The organism is Streptomyces sp. RLA131 (assembly GCF_056270125.1).
In genome coordinates, this window is the sequence record NZ_JBWDOQ010000002.1 from 2,285,210 (window position 1) to 2,302,984 (window position 17,775).

At 71.8% G+C, this 17,775-nt stretch carries 14 protein-coding genes and 1 pseudogene; 6 read left to right on the plus strand and 9 right to left on the minus strand.

All coding sequences use genetic code 11. The annotated features are described in order from the left end of the window. Positions 1–17 precede the first annotated feature (17 nt). Positions 18–701 carry a DUF4191 domain-containing protein gene (locus tag RWE79_RS11390; RefSeq protein WP_475939931.1) on the plus strand — a complete coding sequence of 228 codons (684 nt, stop codon included), beginning with the start codon at positions 18–20 and terminating at the stop codon, positions 699–701. A gap of 103 nt (positions 702–804) precedes the next feature. Here the strand turns inward: RWE79_RS11390 and RWE79_RS11395 are convergent, their stop codons facing one another. Then, on the minus strand, positions 805–1,272 hold the full coding sequence (locus RWE79_RS11395; protein WP_475939932.1) for an RDD family protein: 468 nt from the start codon (positions 1,270–1,272) through the stop codon (positions 805–807). A gap of 199 nt (positions 1,273–1,471) precedes the next feature. On the opposite strand from RWE79_RS11395, the gene glnA reads away from it, so the two are divergent. Then, positions 1,472–2,884 (plus strand): type I glutamate--ammonia ligase, encoded by a 1,413-nt coding sequence (glnA, locus tag RWE79_RS11400; RefSeq protein ID WP_475939933.1) that lies wholly within the window; start codon positions 1,472–1,474, stop codon positions 2,882–2,884. Between the two features lie 161 nt (positions 2,885–3,045). On the opposite strand, the pseudogene thrS reads toward glnA, so the two are convergent. Next, positions 3,046–4,278, minus strand: a pseudogene (thrS, locus tag RWE79_RS11405) (threonine--tRNA ligase); the annotation flags it as partial. Positions 4,279–4,575: 297 nt separating this feature from the next. On the opposite strand from thrS, the gene RWE79_RS11410 reads away from it, so the two are divergent. Both RWE79_RS11410 and RWE79_RS11415 read left to right on the plus strand, forming a co-directional pair. Further along, positions 4,576–5,760 carry a serpin family protein gene (locus RWE79_RS11410; RefSeq protein WP_475939934.1) on the plus strand — a complete coding sequence of 395 codons (1,185 nt, stop codon included), beginning with the start codon at positions 4,576–4,578 and terminating at the stop codon, positions 5,758–5,760. 18 nt (positions 5,761–5,778) lie between these two features. Next, entirely contained in the window at positions 5,779–6,120 is a 342-nt protein-coding gene (locus RWE79_RS11415) for a hypothetical protein (protein ID WP_475939935.1), read from the plus strand. 32 nt (positions 6,121–6,152) lie between these two features. Here the strand turns inward: RWE79_RS11415 and RWE79_RS11420 are convergent, their stop codons facing one another. Together RWE79_RS11420 and RWE79_RS11425 are read right to left on the minus strand one after the other, a co-directional pair. Beyond that, complete coding sequence (locus RWE79_RS11420) at positions 6,153–7,241, minus strand: glycosyltransferase (protein ID WP_475939936.1); 1,089 nt, start codon at positions 7,239–7,241, stop codon at positions 6,153–6,155. A gap of 146 nt (positions 7,242–7,387) precedes the next feature. Beyond that, positions 7,388–7,795: a hypothetical protein gene (locus RWE79_RS11425; RefSeq protein WP_475939937.1), complete on the minus strand. Its 408-nt coding sequence runs from the start codon at positions 7,793–7,795 to the stop codon at positions 7,388–7,390. A gap of 1,115 nt (positions 7,796–8,910) precedes the next feature. On the opposite strand from RWE79_RS11425, the gene RWE79_RS11430 reads away from it, so the two are divergent. After that, on the plus strand, positions 8,911–11,643 hold the full coding sequence (locus RWE79_RS11430) for a phosphorylase family protein (protein ID WP_475939938.1): 2,733 nt from the start codon (positions 8,911–8,913) through the stop codon (positions 11,641–11,643). Positions 11,644–11,664: 21 nt separating this feature from the next. Here RWE79_RS11430 and RWE79_RS11435 read toward each other — a convergent pair whose 3' ends face one another. From RWE79_RS11435 to RWE79_RS11445, 3 genes are all read right to left on the minus strand, one after another. Then, positions 11,665–12,723: a polyprenyl synthetase family protein gene (locus RWE79_RS11435; protein WP_475939939.1), complete on the minus strand. Its 1,059-nt coding sequence runs from the start codon at positions 12,721–12,723 to the stop codon at positions 11,665–11,667. Beyond that, the gene (locus RWE79_RS11440; RefSeq protein WP_475939940.1) at positions 12,720–13,841 is read right to left on the minus strand and encodes a tetratricopeptide repeat protein; all 1,122 of its coding nucleotides are present in this window, start codon (positions 13,839–13,841) and stop codon (positions 12,720–12,722) included. The genes RWE79_RS11435 and RWE79_RS11440 overlap by 4 nt, the downstream gene beginning before the upstream one ends. A gap of 109 nt (positions 13,842–13,950) precedes the next feature. Continuing rightward, positions 13,951–15,261, minus strand: coding sequence for an alpha-amylase family protein (locus tag RWE79_RS11445; RefSeq protein WP_475939941.1), 1,311 nt, complete (start codon positions 15,259–15,261; stop codon positions 13,951–13,953). Between the two features lie 62 nt (positions 15,262–15,323). Here RWE79_RS11445 and RWE79_RS11450 point away from each other — a divergent pair, with 62 nt between their 5' ends. Further along, entirely contained in the window at positions 15,324–16,733 is a 1,410-nt protein-coding gene (locus RWE79_RS11450) for a PP2C family protein-serine/threonine phosphatase (protein WP_475939942.1), read from the plus strand. A 41-nt stretch (positions 16,734–16,774) separates the two neighbouring features. Here the strand turns inward: RWE79_RS11450 and RWE79_RS11455 are convergent, their stop codons facing one another. Continuing rightward, positions 16,775–17,056, minus strand: coding sequence for a hypothetical protein (locus tag RWE79_RS11455; protein WP_475939943.1), 282 nt, complete (start codon positions 17,054–17,056; stop codon positions 16,775–16,777). A 99-nt stretch (positions 17,057–17,155) separates the two neighbouring features. Continuing rightward, positions 17,156–17,719, minus strand: coding sequence for a helix-turn-helix domain-containing protein (locus RWE79_RS11460; protein ID WP_475939944.1), 564 nt, complete (start codon positions 17,717–17,719; stop codon positions 17,156–17,158). Between the last annotated feature and the right edge of the window lie 56 nt (positions 17,720–17,775).

The window sequence follows — 17,775 nt, forward strand, 5'->3', positions numbered from 1 at the left end:
CACGTATCCTGTGCGGCATGGCGAGGGAATCATCCGAGAGCAGTAACCCTGGACGGCTCAAGCAGATCGTCCAGACCTACAAGATGACCAGGCGGGTCGACTCCAAGGTCGGGCTCGTCGTAGCGGGTGTGGGCATCGTCACCTTCGGCGTCGTCCTCGCTGTCGGCTTCTTGGTCGGTCACCCCATCTACGCGGGCATCCTGGGCCTCCTGCTCGCCTTCCTCGCAATGGCGGTCATCTTCGGCCGCCGGGCCGAGCGGGCCGCCTTCGGGCAGCTCGAAGGCCAGCCGGGTGCCGCAGCGGCGGTGCTGGAGAACGTCGGGCGCGGCTGGTCCGTCACCCCGGCGGTGGCGATGAACAAGAGCCAGGACCTGGTGCACCGGGCCGTGGGCAAGGCCGGCATCGTGCTGGTCGGCGAGGGCAACCCGAACCGGGTCAAGGGCCTGCTGGCCGCCGAGAAGCGGAAGATGGCGCGCGTCGTGCTCGATGTGCCGGTCACCGACATCATCGTCGGCAACGGCGAGGGCGAGGTGCCGCTGAAGAAGGTGCGTACGAAGCTGCTGAAGCTGCCTCGTGTGCTCCCCGGCCCCAAGGTGACCGAGGTCAACGACCGGCTGCGGGCGCTCGGTGACCTGATGAAGAACATGCCCGTCCCGAAGGGCCCGATGCCCAAGGGGATGCGGATGCCGAAGGGGCGCTGACGCCCGGCGGATCGCATACAGCAGATCGCACACAGTCGATCGTATACAAAAGACCGTAGCTCGGAGACATCACCTCCGGGCCACGGTCTTTTGTATACACCGCTCAGATCCGCACCTGGACCGCGCCCACGGCCTTGTCGTGCAGCCCGCGCGTATCGCGGTCCCAGACGACCGCCGGGATCACCAGGATCAGCAGCAGGGTGCGCAGCAGGACGCCGCCCAGGCCGAGCCGCGTCCCGTCCAGCCGGACCACGCGCAGCCGCAGCAGCCGCTTCCCGGGGGTCATGCCGACCGTGCCCAGGGTGAGCACGCTGAGCGCCGCGAAGACGACCATCGTCCACTGGTCGGCCCCCTTGGGGTCACCGTGCGCGATCAGGCCGTATGCGATCACCAGACAGAGGAACCAGTCGACGAACAGAGCCGCGATCCGCCGCCCCGTCGGCGCGATCGATCCGGGGCCGTCCTGCGGCAGACCGAGCCGCTCACCGCGGTAGCCGAAGTCGGCGCCAGCCTGCTCGGCGGCCGCCCTGGGGCCCGAGATCCATGATCCGATTGCATCCCTGTTGTCCACCTGTCCACCGTACTGCCCTGTACGAGACCGGTCCCCCTTGGCCCGTCACTCCTGCGGAGCCTCGGTTAACCTGCAGGAAACAAATGGGTCATGACGGGGAAATCCCCGGTCCCTATCGTCTGGTCCAACGTGCGCCACCGCACTGGTCGCACCAGGAGCTGCAATCCGGTCGCCGCTGGCCGGGCCAAGGAGGAGTTGGATGTCTTTCCAGAACGCCGACGAGGTGAAGAAGTTCATCTCGGACAACGACGTCAAGTTCGTGGACGTCCGGTTCTGCGACCTGCCCGGTGTCATGCAGCACTTCACGGTCCCGGTCAGCTCGTTCGACCCGACCGAGGAGCTGGCCTTCGACGGGTCGTCGATCCGCGGCTTCCAGGCCATCCACGAGTCCGACATGGCGCTCCGTGCGGACCTCTCCACCGGACGGCTCGACCCGTTCCGCAAGGACAAGACGCTCAACATCAACTTCTTCATCCACGACCCGATCACCGGCGAGCAGTACAGCCGTGACCCGCGTAACGTGGCGAAGAAGGCCGAGGCCTACCTCGCCTCCACCGGCATCGCCGACACCGCGTTCTTCGGCCCCGAGGCCGAGTTCTACGTGTTCGACAGCGCCCGCTTCGAGACGAAGGCCAACGGCGCCTTCTACGAGATCGACTCCGAGGCCGGCGCCTGGAACACCGGTGCCCTGGAGGACAACCGCGGCTACAAGGTCCGCTACAAGGGTGGCTACTTCCCCACCCCGCCGGTCGACCACTTCGCCGACCTGCGTGCCGAGATCTCCCTCGAGCTCGAGGCCTCCGGCCTCCAGGTCGAGCGCCAGCACCACGAGGTCGGCACCGCCGGCCAGGCCGAGATCAACTACAAGTTCAACACGCTGCTCGCCGCCGCCGACGACCTGATGCTCTTCAAGTACATCGTGAAGAACGTCGCCTGGCGCAACGGCAAGACCGCGACCTTCATGCCCAAGCCGATCTTCGGTGACAACGGCTCCGGCATGCACGTCCACCAGTCGCTGTGGACCGGCGGCCAGCCGCTCTTCTACGACGAGCAGGGCTACGCGGGCCTCTCGGACACCGCCCGCTACTACATCGGCGGCATCCTCAAGCACGCCCCGTCGCTGCTGGCGTTCACCAACCCGACGGTGAACTCCTACCACCGCCTGGTGCCCGGCTTCGAGGCCCCGGTCAACCTGGTGTACTCCCAGCGCAACCGCTCCGCCGCGATCCGCATCCCGATCACGGGTGCCAACGCCAAGGCCAAGCGCATCGAGTTCCGCGCCCCGGACCCGTCCAGCAACCCGTACCTGGCCTTCTCGGCCCTGCTGCTGGCCGGCCTCGACGGCATCAAGAACAAGATCGAGCCCGCCGAGCCGGTCGACAAGGACCTCTACGAGCTCGCCCCCGAGGAGCACGCGGGCGTCCCGCAGGTGCCGACCTCCCTCCCGGCCGTCCTCGACGCCCTGGAGGCCGACCACGAGTTCCTGCTCGCGGGCGGCGTCTTCACCCCGGACCTCATCGAGACCTGGATCGACTACAAGCGCGTCAACGAGATCGCCCCGATCCAGCTGCGCCCGCACCCGCACGAGTTCGAGCTGTACTTCGACCTCTAAACCGGTGCCCGGCCGTCCAGGCCGCGGATGTCATCTGGGCCCTGCCGCTCTCCGTGAGGAAAGCGGCAGGGCCCAGATCTGTTCGGCGGACTCGGGACCTGCACGAGTACCGCCACTCCTCCCCGGCCCACCTCGGAGAACGTCCGCCGCTCGCACCACCGCTATGAGGCAGCCTTGCCCCACAGGTCGGTGCTGTGGGCATCGACGAGAGCGCCGATGCGGGTGAGGACGTCGCTGACCGGCTGCGGGTCGAGTCGGCGTCCGTCACGCAGACGCAGTGCGACATGATCCTCGGCGGCCTCCTTGCCGCCGATGACGGCTTGGTAGGGAACCAGGCGGGCCTCTCGGATGCGGGCACCCAGACTGCCGCGTTCCGGTCCTGCGATCTCGGCACGCAGTCCGAGGTCGGTGCATCGCCGGGCGAGGGCTGCGGCGTTCGGCAGTTCGCTGTCGGAGACCGGGAGGATCACCAGTTGAGTGGGGGCGAGCCAGGCGGGGAAGGCACCGCCGTGCTGTTCGACGAGATGGGCAACGGCTCGCTCCACACTGCCGATGATGCTGCGGTGGATCATGACCGGGCGATGTCTGGCGCCGTCCGCGCCGATGTAGCGCAGGTCGAACTGCTCGGGCTGGTGGAAGTCGACCTGGACGGTGGACAGGGTGGATTCCCGGCCGGCGCTGTCGGTGACCTGGACGTCGATCTTGGGGCCGTAGAACGCGGCCTCTCCCTCGGCCGCCTCGTAGGGCAGGCCGGAGCGGTCGAGGACGTCGGTCAGCAGGGCGGTGGACCGTTGCCACTTCTCGGGTGCGGCGACGTACTTGCCGCCGGGGCCGGGGAGGGAGAGCCGGTAGCGAGTCGGGGTGATGCCGAGCGCCTCGTACGCCCGGCGAATCATCTCCAGCGCGGCCTGTGCCTCTTCGGCGACCTGGTCCAGGGTGCAGAAGATGTGCGCGTCGTTGAGCTGGATGGCCCGCACCCGGGTCAGCCCGCCGAGCACGCCGGAGAGTTCGGAGCGGTACATGCCTCCCAGCTCGGCCATGCGCAGGGGCAGCTCGCGGTAGCTGTGGGAACGGGAGCGGTAGATCACAGCGTGATGCGGGCACAGGCTCGGCCGCAGGACGACCTGCTCACCGCCGAGGTCCATCGGGGGGAACATGTCGTCGCTGTAGTGCGCCCAGTGCCCGGAGATCTCGTACAGCTCCCGCTTGCCGAGGACCGGTGAGTACACGTGCCGGTACCCCGCTCGCCGCTCGGCGGCGCGGATGTACTCCTCCAGGGTGTGCCGTACGGTCGCGCCGTCGGGCAGCCAGTACGGCAGGCCCGCGCCGATCAGCGGGTCGGTGTCGAACAGGCCCAGTTCACGGCCGAGTTTGCGGTGGTCATGCATGGCGGTCTCCTCGCGGACATCGGGCGAGTGACCTCAAGGCGAAGCCCCGGGGCACTCGCCCCGGGGCTTCGGACAAAGACATCTGTCAGCGCGCCGGGACACTCTCCGGCGTCGTCGTCACAGCAGCGCGCTTCATGCCGGAGACGTTAACAGGCCGTAGCGATGTCCACACGGTGATTTCTCGTCGGGGATACCCGGGGCGGGGTGGCTCGCCCGACGAGGCCGGCAGCGATCAATCCGTTCGCTCCCGGACCGGGTGCGCTCTACGCTCGCCGGACCCGGGTGTCCGGCGAAGGGGCGGGGATGATCAGCTGTTCCACTGTCAGGGCTGTCAACGCGCTGACGGCCCGCTGGGTCGCGGCGATACCGCACCGGGCCACCGTCCTGACCGCCGTGGGGGTCTGGCCGCTGCTCGCGTTCCTGCTGCACGGCGCGGCCGGAGCCGCCCGCCGGGAGCTGGCGGACGCACTCGAAGTGCCGGCGGACACCGCCGCTTCGCAGAGCCGGGCGCTGCTGGCCGGCCTCGGGGCGGTGCGCGGCGTGGAGACGGCCCTCGGGGTGTGGACGCACGAGGAACTGCCGGTGGAGTCAGCCTGGTTGGACGCTCTGCCCGCCCCTGTCCATGAGCTGCTCAGCGGAGACCCGGCCCGTGACCGGCTGCGGCTCGACGCGTGGGCGCGCAAGTGCACGGACGGGCGCATCGAGTCGATGCCGGTCGCCGTGGACGACGGGACGCTGTTGCTGCTGGCCGGTGCGCTGACGGTCCGCACCGACTGGATCCGGCCGTTCACCCCGGGCGCGACGGAGGCGGAGTGCGGTCCCTGGCAGGGCCTGAACCTTGCCTCGCTGTACCGGTGGACCCAACTGCTGGACCGGGTGGGGGTCGCGCAGACCCCGGTCGGGCCGGTCACCGTTCTGCGGGTCATCGGGGCCCACGGCGTCGACGTCCACCTTGTCCTGGGTCCCGGGGAAGTCCCGGCGGCCAGGGTTCTCGAAGCCGGAGTCCTCGCCCTGGACCGGAAGTTCGCACCCCTGCCGGGCGACCGGCTGCCATTGGGCGAGCCGGGTCCCGGGGTGACCGTGGAGCGTGTCCCCAGCGTGGACGGCGTGCCGTGCCTGGGCGTCACCACCGTGCCCTTCAGCATGCGGGCCGACCATGACCTGCTCGGCCATCGGGAGCTCTTCGGCCTGCGGGCGGCGACCGACGACGACCTCGGCCACTTCCCCGGCATCAGCACGGCCCCGCTGGCCGTCAGCAGCGCCGCCCAGGCCATGACGGCGTCCTTCGGCGCGCTCGGTTTCCGTTCAGCGGCCGTCACCGCCGTGGCCATCGCAGCGGGCGGGCTGCCGCGGTACCGCTACCGCGCCCGCGAGATCCGGGTCAGGTTCGACCGTCCCTTCGGCTTCCTCGCCGTCCACCGCACCTCGCGGCTGGTCCTGAACGCCGGCTGGGTCACCGAGCCCGAGATCCTCGAAGAACTCGACTGACAGACCCGACTGACAAAGGTGAGCGACGAAGGTGAGCGACGTGAACGCAGTGGACCGCGACGCTCGGCTCACCGGAGCCATGGTCGGACGGGCGGCAGGGGACGCGCTCGGTGGCAGACCGTCCTCGCACCTGGCTGGCACCCGGACGACGCGACCGAGTCCAACGGCGCGGTCTGGCCCACCCTCGGCACCGCCCTGTGGGCGCTGCGCGCCACCAGCACCTTCGAGGCGGCGCTTCGCTCCGTCGTCGACCTGGGCAACCGCGTCCACACCCCGCTGCCCGGCTTCGGCCCGAAGACCTGGCACGCGGCGGACCTCGTGTGCCTCGCCCTCGCCCTGCCGGCCCGGCTCACCGGCTGAAGGCCGGCGTCGCCCCCGGCCTCGTGCGGCCGCTACACCGCGGCCGGCGCCGGGGCGAGGCGGCGCACGGCGAAGTCGCGGTTGGCCATGGTCTGCCGGCGGTACGGGGCGGGCAGGTCCGGCATGGCGAGCAGCCGGTCGCAGGCCTCCAGGGAGGCTTCGGGGTCGCCGGTCCAGTACGCGGTGATCGAGAACTCGAAGAGCAGCCCCCAGCGGTACACCCAGGGCTGGATGAACAGCAGGTCGTCCGGTGCGTCCCGGTTCAGTGCCGCGCGGGCGAGGGCGTGCGCAGCGTGGTGGCGGCCCATCCCGCGGAGCCTGCAGACCAGTTCGTAGCAGGCCTCCAGGCGCTGCGGCCGCACCTCCCACGCGCGGGAGAGCGTGTCCATCGCGCCCGGCCAGTCGCCGTTCCCGGCCTTGAGGATGCCGGCCTGCAGCAGCGCGCAGTAGACCTCCTCGACCCAGCCGCCCATCCGGGCGCGCCGCTCGTAGAGGGTGATCGCCTCTTCCGGCCGCCCCATGTCGCGCATGGTCTGCGCGAGGTAGAAGACCGTGCGCGCGTTGCCGGGGTCACGCTCCATCTCCGCGGTCAGCAGCCGTGCGTCACGCTCGAACTTGTCGCTCCGCGAGCCGCCGTCCGCGAAGTCCTCGACCACCAGGGCGTCGAGGTTCTCCTGTCCTTGTCCCTTGGCGTCGTCACTCGTCAGGTACTCGTGGGTGACGCCCTCGTAGCGCCAGGCGACATCACCCCGGACGAGACGCTTGATGCGGTACGAGGTCTCGCCCTCGTGCCGCAGCATGTAGGCGTCGGCGGTCAGTGGGGGCAGGGCTGCGTCCTGGCGGATCACCAGGTCCGCGTCGAGCAGCAGCAGATAGTCGGCCCTGCCGCGTGCCCGCCTGATGTTGGCGGTGCGGTTGTGGCCGAAGTTGATCCAGGGCTCCTCGTGGAGTTCGCCGGGAATCCCCTCCAGCGCCGACCGGATGAGCTGCTGGGTGCCGTCGGTCGAGCCGGTGTCGGAGATCACCCAGCTGTCCACCAGGCCCGCCACGGAGGCGAGACACCGCTCGATGACCTTTGCCTCGTTCTTGACGATCATGCACAGGCAGATCGACGGCCTCATGTCCTCACCGGTCCCGAGATGTCGTGGGTGGTCGTGGGTGGTCGTGGGTGGTCGTTCATGTGGCCGGCCCCGGCCACGAAGCATGGTGACTTCGTGGCCGGGGCCGGCGGCCGGACGTCAGCTGGCGCCGGCGCCGCGGCTCCGCGTCAGGGGGCGCACTCCGCGACAGCGGTGATCGAGCCCGAGAGAATGCCGCTGGGGATGAAGCCCGTGACGTTCCACTGGTTGAGGTTCACCGAGTCCCTGCTGGAGTCGGTGATCTGCAGAATGGAGGGGGACGCGCCGAGCCTGAAACCGCCGCCCAGCAGAACCGTTCCCGCAGGGCAGGTGGCGGTCGCGGTGACCGGCGTGAACAGGTTCAGAGCGGGCGCCGTGACGGGGGTGCCCACAATCTGCTGGGTAGTGGTCGGTCCGGCGGGGCCGGTCGCACCGGTGGCGCCGGTGGCGCCGGTGGCGCCGGTCGCGCCCGCAGGGCCGGTCGCGCCGGTGGCGCCGGTGGCGCCGGTCGCGCCCGCAGGGCCGGTCGCGCCGGTCGCGCCGTTCGTACCGGGCACACCCTGGGGGCCGGTCGGACCGGTCGGACCCGTCGCACCAGCCGGCCCCTGGGGGCCGGTCGGACCGGTCGGACCCGTCGCACCGTCCACACCGTTCGTACCCGGCAGACCCTGGGGACCGGTCGCACCGCTGGCGCCGGTGGCGCCGTCCGTACCGTTGGTACCGGGCGTGCCCTGCGGACCGGTCGGACCCGTCGGACCCTGAGGACCCTGAGGACCGGTCGCACCGGTGGCGCCGTCCGTACCGTTGGTACCGTCCTTGCCGTTGGTACCGGGCGTGCCCTGCGGACCCGTCGGACCCGTCGGACCGGTGGCGCCGTCCGTACCGTTGGTACCGTCCTTGCCGTTGGTACCGGGCGTGCCCTGCGGACCCGTCGGACCCGTCGGACCGGTGGCGCCGTCCGTACCGTCCGTACCGTCCGTACCTGGCGTGCCCTGCGGACCCGTCGGACCCTGCGGACCCTGAGGACCGGTCGCGCCGTCCACACCGTCCACACCGTTCGTGCCATTCGTGCCGTTCGTGCCAGGCAGACCCTGGGGGCCGGTCGGGCCGGTCGGACCCGTCGCACCAGCCGGTCCCTGGGGGCCGGTCGGGCCGGTCGGACCGACCTGGCCGTTGCCACCGTGGTCGCCGCCGTGGCCGCCGCCGTGGCCACCCCAGTGACCGCAGTACCACTGGCTGTAGCACGGGGTGCCCGTGGTCTTGCCGACCGCTCGGGGGCCGCCGTTCCCGGCAACCGCCGCATTCGCCACTCCTGCACTTGCCGCACCCATGAAGATGGCGCTCGCCATCGTCACGCCGCCGGCCAGGCCCCACAGCCGTTGACGACGCACCCGGCTGGATATGGCCTGCCTCGATCGTGCACTCATCAGCTCACCTTTGCGAGAGGGAAGAGGGAAATCGCCCAGGTCAAGGGGCGACAAGCCCCATAATTACCGTGGGTGCGAATCCGCGCACTTTGAGTCACCTATCGGAGTGGGGCAATGTGACCCCGGGGGCCGGAACCCGGGGGCCGCAAGGGCTTTCGCCGTCCGGGATAACTGAGCGCTGTCCATGCCTTACCGTGAGTCTTCCCGTCGAGGTCGGCGTCGAGGTTCGGTTGGTCAGGTGACAGGTGACACACGCTCCTTCTCCGCGCACCGTGGTGGTCCTCACGGCGCTTCGGCTCGAATACGACGCCGTACGGCGGCACTTGACGGCCGTCGAGCCCCAAGTGCATCCGGACGGTACGTATGTGGCGATCGGCCGGCTGGAGGGCGCCCACGCGCCCGTGCGGGTCGCGCTGGCCGAGATCGGTCCGGGCAACCACACCGCGGCGGTACTGACCGAACGGCTCCATACCTGGCTGCAGCCCGAGGCCCTGCTCTTCGTGGGGGTGGCGGGCGGGCTGCGCGATGACGTCAGGCTCGGGGATGTCGTGGTCGCCACCCATGTCTACGCCTACCACGGGGGCAAGCAGACCCCGCGGGGCCTGCAGGTGCATCCCCGGGTGTGGGAGGCGCCGTACCGGCTGTTGCAGGTGGCCAAGTACGCACTGCAGGGCGACCGGTGGCAGGACAGGGTGCACTTCAAGCCGATCGCGGCGGGCGAAGTGGTGCTCAACAGCGCGCAGTCGGAGCTGTCCTCGCAGCTGAGGGAGCACTACGGCGACGCGGTGGCGATCGAGATGGAGAGCGCGGGGGTGGCGCAGGCGGCGCACCTGGGCACCCTCCAGACGCTGACCGTTCGCGGGATCAGTGACAAGGCCGACGGCCGCAAGCATCAGGCCGACGCCGGCGGCTCGCAGACCCGCGCCGCGGCCAACGCGACCGAGGCCGCGCTCGCCGTCATCGCCGCCCTCGCGGGACCCGCGTCCGGGCCGGTCCCGAAGAAGAGACTCAAACCGAAGCCGAAGCCGAAGTTGCCGAGGTTGAAGCCGGATCCGGATCCGGATCCGGATCCGGCACCCGGGCTCCGGGTGACGGCGGCGGCGCTGACGCGGCGGCTGCGGGCGGTGCCCGCGCGGCGGCGGCAGGTGCTGCTCCCGGTGGCGTTACTGGCGCTGGCGGGGATCGGCGCCGGGGTGGCGGTGTCGTGCCGGGGTGGCGATGACGGGGGCGGCTCGGGCGGCACGCCGCCGGCCGTGCGGGCCCTGCCGGCCTGCGGGAAGGCGGACACCAAGGTACGGATCGCGGCCTCCGTCGACATGTCGGAGATCCTGGCGCGGGCTGCGAAGGCCTACGGGAACCGGTCCGCGGGCGGCAGCTGCGTGGGGATCGTGGTCGACGGGGTCAACTCGGGTACGGCGATGCGGGCGTTGGCCCGCGGCTGGAAGGAGCAGGACGGGCAGCGGCCGGACGTGTGGTCGCCGGCCGGGACCGCGTGGCTGTCGCTGGCCCGCAGGCTGGCGAAGGACCCGGCCCTGAAACCGTTCCCGAAGTCGGCCGAGCCGATCGCGCAGAGTCCGCTGACGATCGCGATGCCCGAGCCGATGGCCCGGCAGCTGGGCTGGCCCGAGAAGGCGATCACCTGGGCCATGCTGGCGGACTGGGCCAAGCACGCCGACGGTTTCTGGGCGCAGCGCGGCAAGCCGGAGTGGAAGGCGTTCGAGCTCGGCAAGACCAACCCCGGGTACTCCACCTCCGGGCTCAACGCGACGGTCGCCGCGTTCTTCGCGAAGACGGGAACCAGCGGCGAGCTGAGCGTGCCCCATATCGACAAGAGTGCCAACCAGAAGTTCGTCAAGAGCATCGAGCAGGCCGCGGTCCACTACGGCGACACGACGCTGACGTTCCTGGCCAATCTCCGTGAGGCCGACGGGTCCAGCCCGGACCGTGCCATGTCCTACATCTCCGCCGTCACCCTGGAGGAGAACACGGTGGTGGCCTACAACGCCGGCTACCCGTGCGGGGCGCTGAGCCGGCTGCCGGAGTGCGTCAGGACCGGCAGACCGAGGACCCCGTTGGTGTCGTTCTATCCCAAGGACGGGGTGCCGTTCTCCGAGCACCCGTATGTCGAGCTGACCGGTATGACCGCCGCGAAGAAGAAGATGTCGGCGGCCTTCCTCGGCTATCTGCACTCCCCCGAGGTGTACGCGAAGCAGTTCGAGCCCTTCGGGTTCCGCACCTGGCGGGGCGCGGTCCCCAAGGGCTCGAAGGTGATCACGCAGGCCCACGGGGCGCTGCCCGGCGCGCCGATCACGCCGATGCCGATGCCGGGCGGCGATGTACTGGAACGGATCCTGGACGTCTGGCCGGCGCTGCGCCGGCGGGCCAATGTGCTCGCGGTGATCGACACCTCCGAGTCGATGAGTTACGGGGTGCCGGGCACCGGTTCGAGCAAGATGGAGCTGCTGAAGCAGGCCGAGCCGGCGCTGTTCGGCGAGTTCACCGGGACCGACCGGGTCGGGCTGTGGAAGTTCTCCGACGCCGATGTGCTGGGCGGCACCCACGACTACAAGGAACTGGTGCCGCTCGGCCCCACCCGCAAGCACGTCCTGGCCGACAATGTCGCCGGCCTCGTCCCCGAGGGCGCGACCGGCCTGTACGACACCCTGGACGCCGCCGTACAGGCCATGCGTGACGACTACGACCCCCAGGCCATCAACGCGATCGTGCTGCTCACCGACGGTGTCAACCAGGACCGCACCAGCCTGGGGCTGAGCGCGCTGCTGAAGCGGATCGGGGACACCCGGAAGCCCCAGGTGCGGGTCTTCACGATCGCCTACGGGAGCGGCGCCGACGAGGAGGACAAGGGCGGCAGGAGCGTGCTGGAGGAGATCGCCGCCGCCACCGGGGGCCGCGCCTACGACGCGAAGAACGCCAGGACGATCGACGACGTGATCACCAGCGTGATCTCCAACTTCTGACCGCCCGGCGGCCGCCGACGCTCACACCTGGCGGTCGACGAGGAACGGCAGCAGCGTACGGATGTCGTCGGCCGGGCCGGGGGCCAGCGGCACGCCGTCCAGGCAGTCGCGGGCTGCCGCGAGCTGCCGGTGGGCCTCGGCGAGGGTGGCGGCGCGGCCCCCGGCCTGTTCGACGAGGGCGGCCGCCTCATGGTGCCGGCCGGCGTCGTCGGGAAAGCCAGGTGAGGTGAGCAGGGCGGCCAACTGCCGGGCCGGTGGCCCGCCTTCGGCCAGGGCGGTCAGGACGGGGAAGGTCTTCTTCAGCCGCCGCAGGTCGTTGTGGACGGGTTTGCCGGTGGTCGCGGGGTCGCCCCAGATGCCGAGGAGGTCGTCGACGGCCTGGAAGGCGAGGCCGAGGTGGCGGCCGGCCCGGGAGAGGGCGGCGACGGTGGGTGCGGGGGCGCCGGCCAGGACGGCTCCCAGCGCGGTGGCGCAGCCGAGGAGGGCCCCGGTCTTGCGTTCGGCCATGGTGCGGTACTCGTGGAGCCGGACGGCGTGCGGGCCGGTCCAGGGGCGGCTCTCGAAGAGCAGGTCCTCGGCCTGGCCGGCCACCAGGTCGGTCAGGGCCGTCGCCAGCCGGCCGAGGGCGGCCGGGGCGTGGGGGGTGGGTGCGTCGGTGAGGGTGGTCAGGGCGAGGGCGAACAGGGCGTCGCCGGCCAGGACGGCGGGGCCGGTGCCGTAGGCCTTCCAGACGGCCGGGCGGCACCGGCGCAGTTCGTCGCCGTCCATGATGTCGTCGTGGACCAGGGAGAAGGTGTGGATCAGCTCGACGGCGACCGCACCGGGGACGGCCGTGGCGGCGGGGGCGCCGCAGGCTTCGGCGGCCAGCACGGCGAGGGCCTGGCGTACGCCCTTGCCGCCGGAGCCGAGTGCGTGGGCGGCCATGTCGCGGGGCCAGGGGTGGAGCCGGCCGACGGCGGTGGCCAGGCCGGGGCGGACGAGGTCGCGGCAGCGGGCGAGGATCTGCTCGGCGGAGGCGGGGGCGGGGGCGGGCACGGAGGCGGGGCGCGCGGTGGTCCTCGGCGTGGTGGACGTGGTCATCGGTGGCCGCCCTCCTCGCGCGCCTCGCGCCGAGCGCTCTCCGGGTGCTCCGGGTTCTCCGGGTTCTCCGGGTGCTCCGGGTGCTCCGGGTGCCCGATGCCGAGTTCGGCGCGGGCCCGGTCGACCATGTCGCGGGCGTGGTGCAGCCCGATGCGGTCCAGGGTGCGGTGCAACTCGTCGAGTTCGGCGGCGGTTTCGGCCACGTCGCGGCCGAGTCGGGCCCGGGTCTTGGCCAGGCCGAGCCTGGCCAGGGCCGTGCCACGCGGTTCGCTCATGGCCCGGAACTCCGCCAGCGCCTCCTCGTAGACCGCCTGCGCCTGCTCGTAACGGCGGGCGCGGTAGAGGACGTTGCCGCGCATCTTGTGGTTGTAGGCCAGGGCACTGGACAGGTTCATCTCGCGGCAGGTCGCCTCGGCCTCGCCGAGCAGCTCCAGGGCGCGGTCGGGGTCGTTGTCGCGTACCGAGACCAGGTCGGCCATGCCGCGCAGGGCCCAGGCCCGGCCGCGCCGGTCGTCGGCCTTCTCCGCTATCGCGGCCGCCTCCTCGAACATCGCCAGCGCCGTGTCGTACGCGCCGGTGTTGCGGTGCATCTGGGCGATGCCCTCCAGTGCCCAGACGGTGTGCCGGGCCTCGCCGCGCCGGCGGGCCTCGGCGAGCAGCTGTTCGTGGAGGGCGCCGACGGCCCGGTAGTCGCCCTGGATGCGGCCGGTCTCGGCCATGCCCGCGAGTGAGTAGCCGCGGACGACGACGTCCCCGCCGCGTTCGCCCAGGTCGGCGGCGAGGGAGAGCAGCCGGCGGGCCAGGGCGAGCGCGCCCCGCTGCCGGGCGAGGGTGCCGCCGCTCCACAGGGCCCAGGCCATGGCGCCGAGGTCTCCGGCGGAGCGGGCGGCGCGGTAGCTCGCCTTCCAGGCCCGGTCGGCCTGGTCGACGTGGCCGAGCCGGCGGTGCGCCTCGGCGACGGCGAGGGCGGAGCGCGAGATCTCCTGCCCCGAGCCGGAGCGCTCGGCGGCCCTCAGTTGCCGGGTGCCCTGGTCGAGGACGTCGACCAGGGAGGCGTTCACGGAGAGGGAGGTCAGGGCGCCCTGGTACTCCGGGGCGGATGCCTTGCTGTAGTGCATGGGGGCCTTTCTGCGTCGTCACCATACGGGGTATGCATACGCGGTATGCATAAAGGTGGACGCAGCTGCTCCGCTCCGGGTTGCCCAGGTCGGCCAGGAAGTCAGGAAGTCAGGAAGTCAGGACCGCCCAGCCCGCCGCCGGCAGGCGGATCCCCTCGCGGCCCAGCTCACCCGCGCCCTCGGCGAACACCCAGGGCGCGGGGCCCGGCGGAAGGGCGAGCTCCACCGGGTCGTCGCCGATGTTGAGGGCGGCGGCCAGGACCTGCGGGCCGGAGGGGGAGGTGGCGATGTGGACGAGCGCGGTGTTGGTGAGGGTGGTGACGGTGCTGCGGGCGCGCACCAGCCAGGGATGACGGCGGCGCAGCCCGATCAGCCGCTGGTGGAGGCGGTAGTGGTCGCGGCCGTACGGCGCCAGCCCGTCGGGGTGGGCGGGGAAGGCCGGGCGGATGGCGTCGTCACCGCCCTCGCGGTCCTCCTTGACGCCCCGGAAGGCCTGTTCGTCGCCCGCGTAGACGGAGGGGACACCGCCGGTGGTGAGCAGTACGACCAGGGCGTGTGCCAGGTGGCGGGGGTCGGACAGGCGGCTGGCGAGCCGGGTCACGTCGTGGTTGCCGAGGAAGGTCTGCGGGGCGAAGGTGTCCAGCAGGGTGTTGTGGCGCTTCAGGGCCCAGGCCAGCTCGAAGAGGTTGCGGTCGTTCAGGGAGCTCCAGACCGCCTTCCACAGCTCGTACTGGGTGACCGAGTCGAGTCCGCCCTGTTCGACGAAGGCCGTGTAGTCGCCGTGAATGACCTCGCCGACCAGGCAGGCGTCGGGGAAGCGGGCCCGTACGCGGTCGGTGACCGTACGCCAGAAGGGCAGCGGGACGGCGTAGGCGGCGTCGAGCCGCCAGCCGTCGACGCCACGGCCCAGCCAGTGCGTCATGACGTCGGTGACGTGGTCGGCGACGGCGGGCTCGTCGTGGTTGAGGGCGACGAGGCGGTGGTGGCCCTCGAAGAGGCCGAAGCCGCCGTCCGCGTGCGGGTCGGGGCGGAACCACGAGGCGTACGGCGAGGCGGGGCCGCGCTCGACGACGTCGGCGAAGGCCGGGAAGCCCCGGCCGACGTGGTTGAACACCCCGTCGAGCAGCACCCGCACACCCCGGGCCGAGGCCTGCTCGACCAGGCGGAGCAGATCGCCCTCGGTACCGAGCCGGGAGTCGACGCGGAAGTGGTCGAGGGTGTCGTAGCCATGGGTCTCGGAGGCGAAGACCGGGCCGAGGGCGAGCCCGTTGCAGCCGAGGTCGACGAGATAGCCGAGCCAGTCGGTGAGCGCGGCGAGCCGGGGCACCGGCGACGCGGCCGGGGGCAGCGCCTCGCGCTCCGCGCCGGTGAAGCCCAGCGGGTGGACGTGCCACCAGACGGCGTGGTCGGACCATCGCATGCGGTCTCCCGGGGCTCGTGGTGCTTGTGGGGCGCTCGCGGCGTGCCAGCGGCGTGCTCGCCATGAGGGAGTACGTAGTCTCCTCGGCGACCGGTGCCCTGTCAGGCGGGTCGTTCCTTCCCCGCAGGCCGCGGGAGAGCGGGCGACGTAGCGTGGAGGTCCGGGCGGGGTGTCGGCAGACGCGTGGCAGGTGGCAGGTGAGCGAAGAGCGCAGCGGGGAACAGCGCGGGGAGCCGGACGGGGGACGGATCGACTACGCGGCCGTCTTCCAGGCCCTGCCGGGCGCGGTGCTGCTGCTGAGCCCGCAGCTGGTCGCCGTCGAGGTCAACGACACCTATCTGCGGGTCTCGGGCCGCACCCGGGACGAGCTCCTGGGCCGCTACGTGTTCGACGTCTTCCCCGACAACCCCGCGAACCAGGACGCGTACGGGATGCGCAACCTGGAGGCGTCACTGCGCCGGGTCGCGGCCACCGGGGAGCGCGACAGCCTGGCGCTGCAGCGTTACGACGTGCAGGACCCGGAGCGCCCGGGGGCCTTCGAGGAGCGGTACTGGAGCACGGTCAACGCGCCCGTGTGCGGTCCGGACGGCGGGGTGCGGCTGATCCTGCACCGGGTGGAGGAGGTGACCGAGCTGATCCGGCGCCGCCACGGCCGGTCCGGGGGCGACGGAAGCGACGAGATGGCGGTCCTGGAGGCGGATCTGTACGTACGGGCCCGGGAGCTCCAGGAGGTCAACGAGCGGCTTCGGCAGGCGCATGCCAGGGAGCGCCAGGTGACGCTCGCCCTCCAGGAGGCCATGCTGCCGGCGCCGCAGCCGGTTTCCGGCCACCGGGCCGCCGTGCGCTACCGGCCCGCGGCGACCGCGCTGAACGTCGCCGGGGACTGGTACGACCTGGCGGAGCTGCCCGGCGGCCGGATCGCGGTGGCGGTGGGCGATGTGGTGGGCCACGGGCTGACGGCGGCCTGCGTCATGGGGCAGCTGCGCAGCGCCCTCAGCGCGGCGGTCCAGGTCGCCGACGGGCCCGCCCAGGCGTTGGACGGGCTGGAGCTGTACGCGCGTTCGGTGCCGGGTGCCGAGTCCACGACCACGGTACTGATGATCATCGACGACGCCACCCGGACCCTGACGTACAGCAGCGCCGGGCATCTGCCGCCGGCGCTGATGCGCCGGGGCGGACGGGTGGAGTTCCTGGCCGGCGCCACCGATCCGCCGCTCGCGGCACGGCCCGACCAGCGGCCTCGGCCCCAGGCGTGTACGGCCTTCCGGGAGGGGGACGTACTGGCGCTCTTCACCGACGGCCTCGTCGAGCGCCGGGACGAGGACATCGACACCGGGATGGCCCGGCTCGCCGACAGCCTGGTGCACCACGGCGGGCTGGACCCCGAGCAGTTGGCGGACGCGCTGCTGGACGATCTGGGCGGGGCCGACGGTCCCACCGACGACACCGCCCTGATCGTGATCCGGCTCTGATCCGGCTCTGATCCGGCTCTGATCCGAGTCGTCCGGCTCAGTCAGTCCTGGTAGCGGATCAGCGAACGGACCATGTGGCAGGTGGTGTTGGACGGCGGGTGGATGCCGATCCGGGCGGCGGTGGAACGGATCCGGACATTGTGGGCCTGGCGGGGCGTGTAGACCCCGGTGTCGAGCAGGGCGATGGCCAGGCGCATGGCCTTGAGCCGGCGGTTGTGGGTCTCGTACCACTCACGCGGCCGGCCGGGCGGCAGCGGGCGCTTCGCGGGGGTGGCGTCGGAGGTGGGGGCGGGCAGTGGGAAGAGGGTGGCGGAAGCGGTCATGGGCAACCTCCCGAGGCGGTCGTCGAACTCTCGCTCACTCCTTTGATTTTACCCCGTACCACTGACAAATCCCCTGATCGCAGCGGTATTTGACCGGCATCAGGACCCCCTCGGGCCACGGATGAGCAGGGCCGCCTCGACGCCCGCGCCGGTGTCCGGGAGGGCCTCGTAGAGGTGCGGGACATCGGCCGGCCAGCTCACGTGTTCACCGGCCCGCACCGTCAGCGGCGCGTCGCCGGGCCCGACCCGGGCGGTGCCGGAGAAGACCGTCAGGTACTCCACCGTGCCGGGCGGGTGCGGCGGGGAGAGCTGGGTGCGGCCGGGCCGGATGCGGAGACGGTAGAGCTCGGTGGTGGTACCGCCGTCCGTGAATGCCTCCAGCAGGGTGGCGGAGACGGCCGCGCCGTGCAGGGTCCGCACCCCGGCGTCCGCCGCCGGCTCGGGCAGTACGGCCGCCAGCGGGACACCGAGCTGTCCGGTGATCGCGTAGAGCGTCTCGACGGTGGGGTTGGTACGGGTACCCGTCTCCAGGCCGGACAGGGTGGCCTTGCCGACACCGGCACGGTGGGCGAGCTCGGACAGCGACATCCCGCGTTCGCGGCGGAGCCGGGCGATACGGGTGCCGATCACGGACGCGAGGTCGCCGGGGGCACGTGCGCTCATGGCGGACAGTATCGCGCGACCGGGGCGGCCCCCGGCCCCCGGCCCGGGGGGCCGGG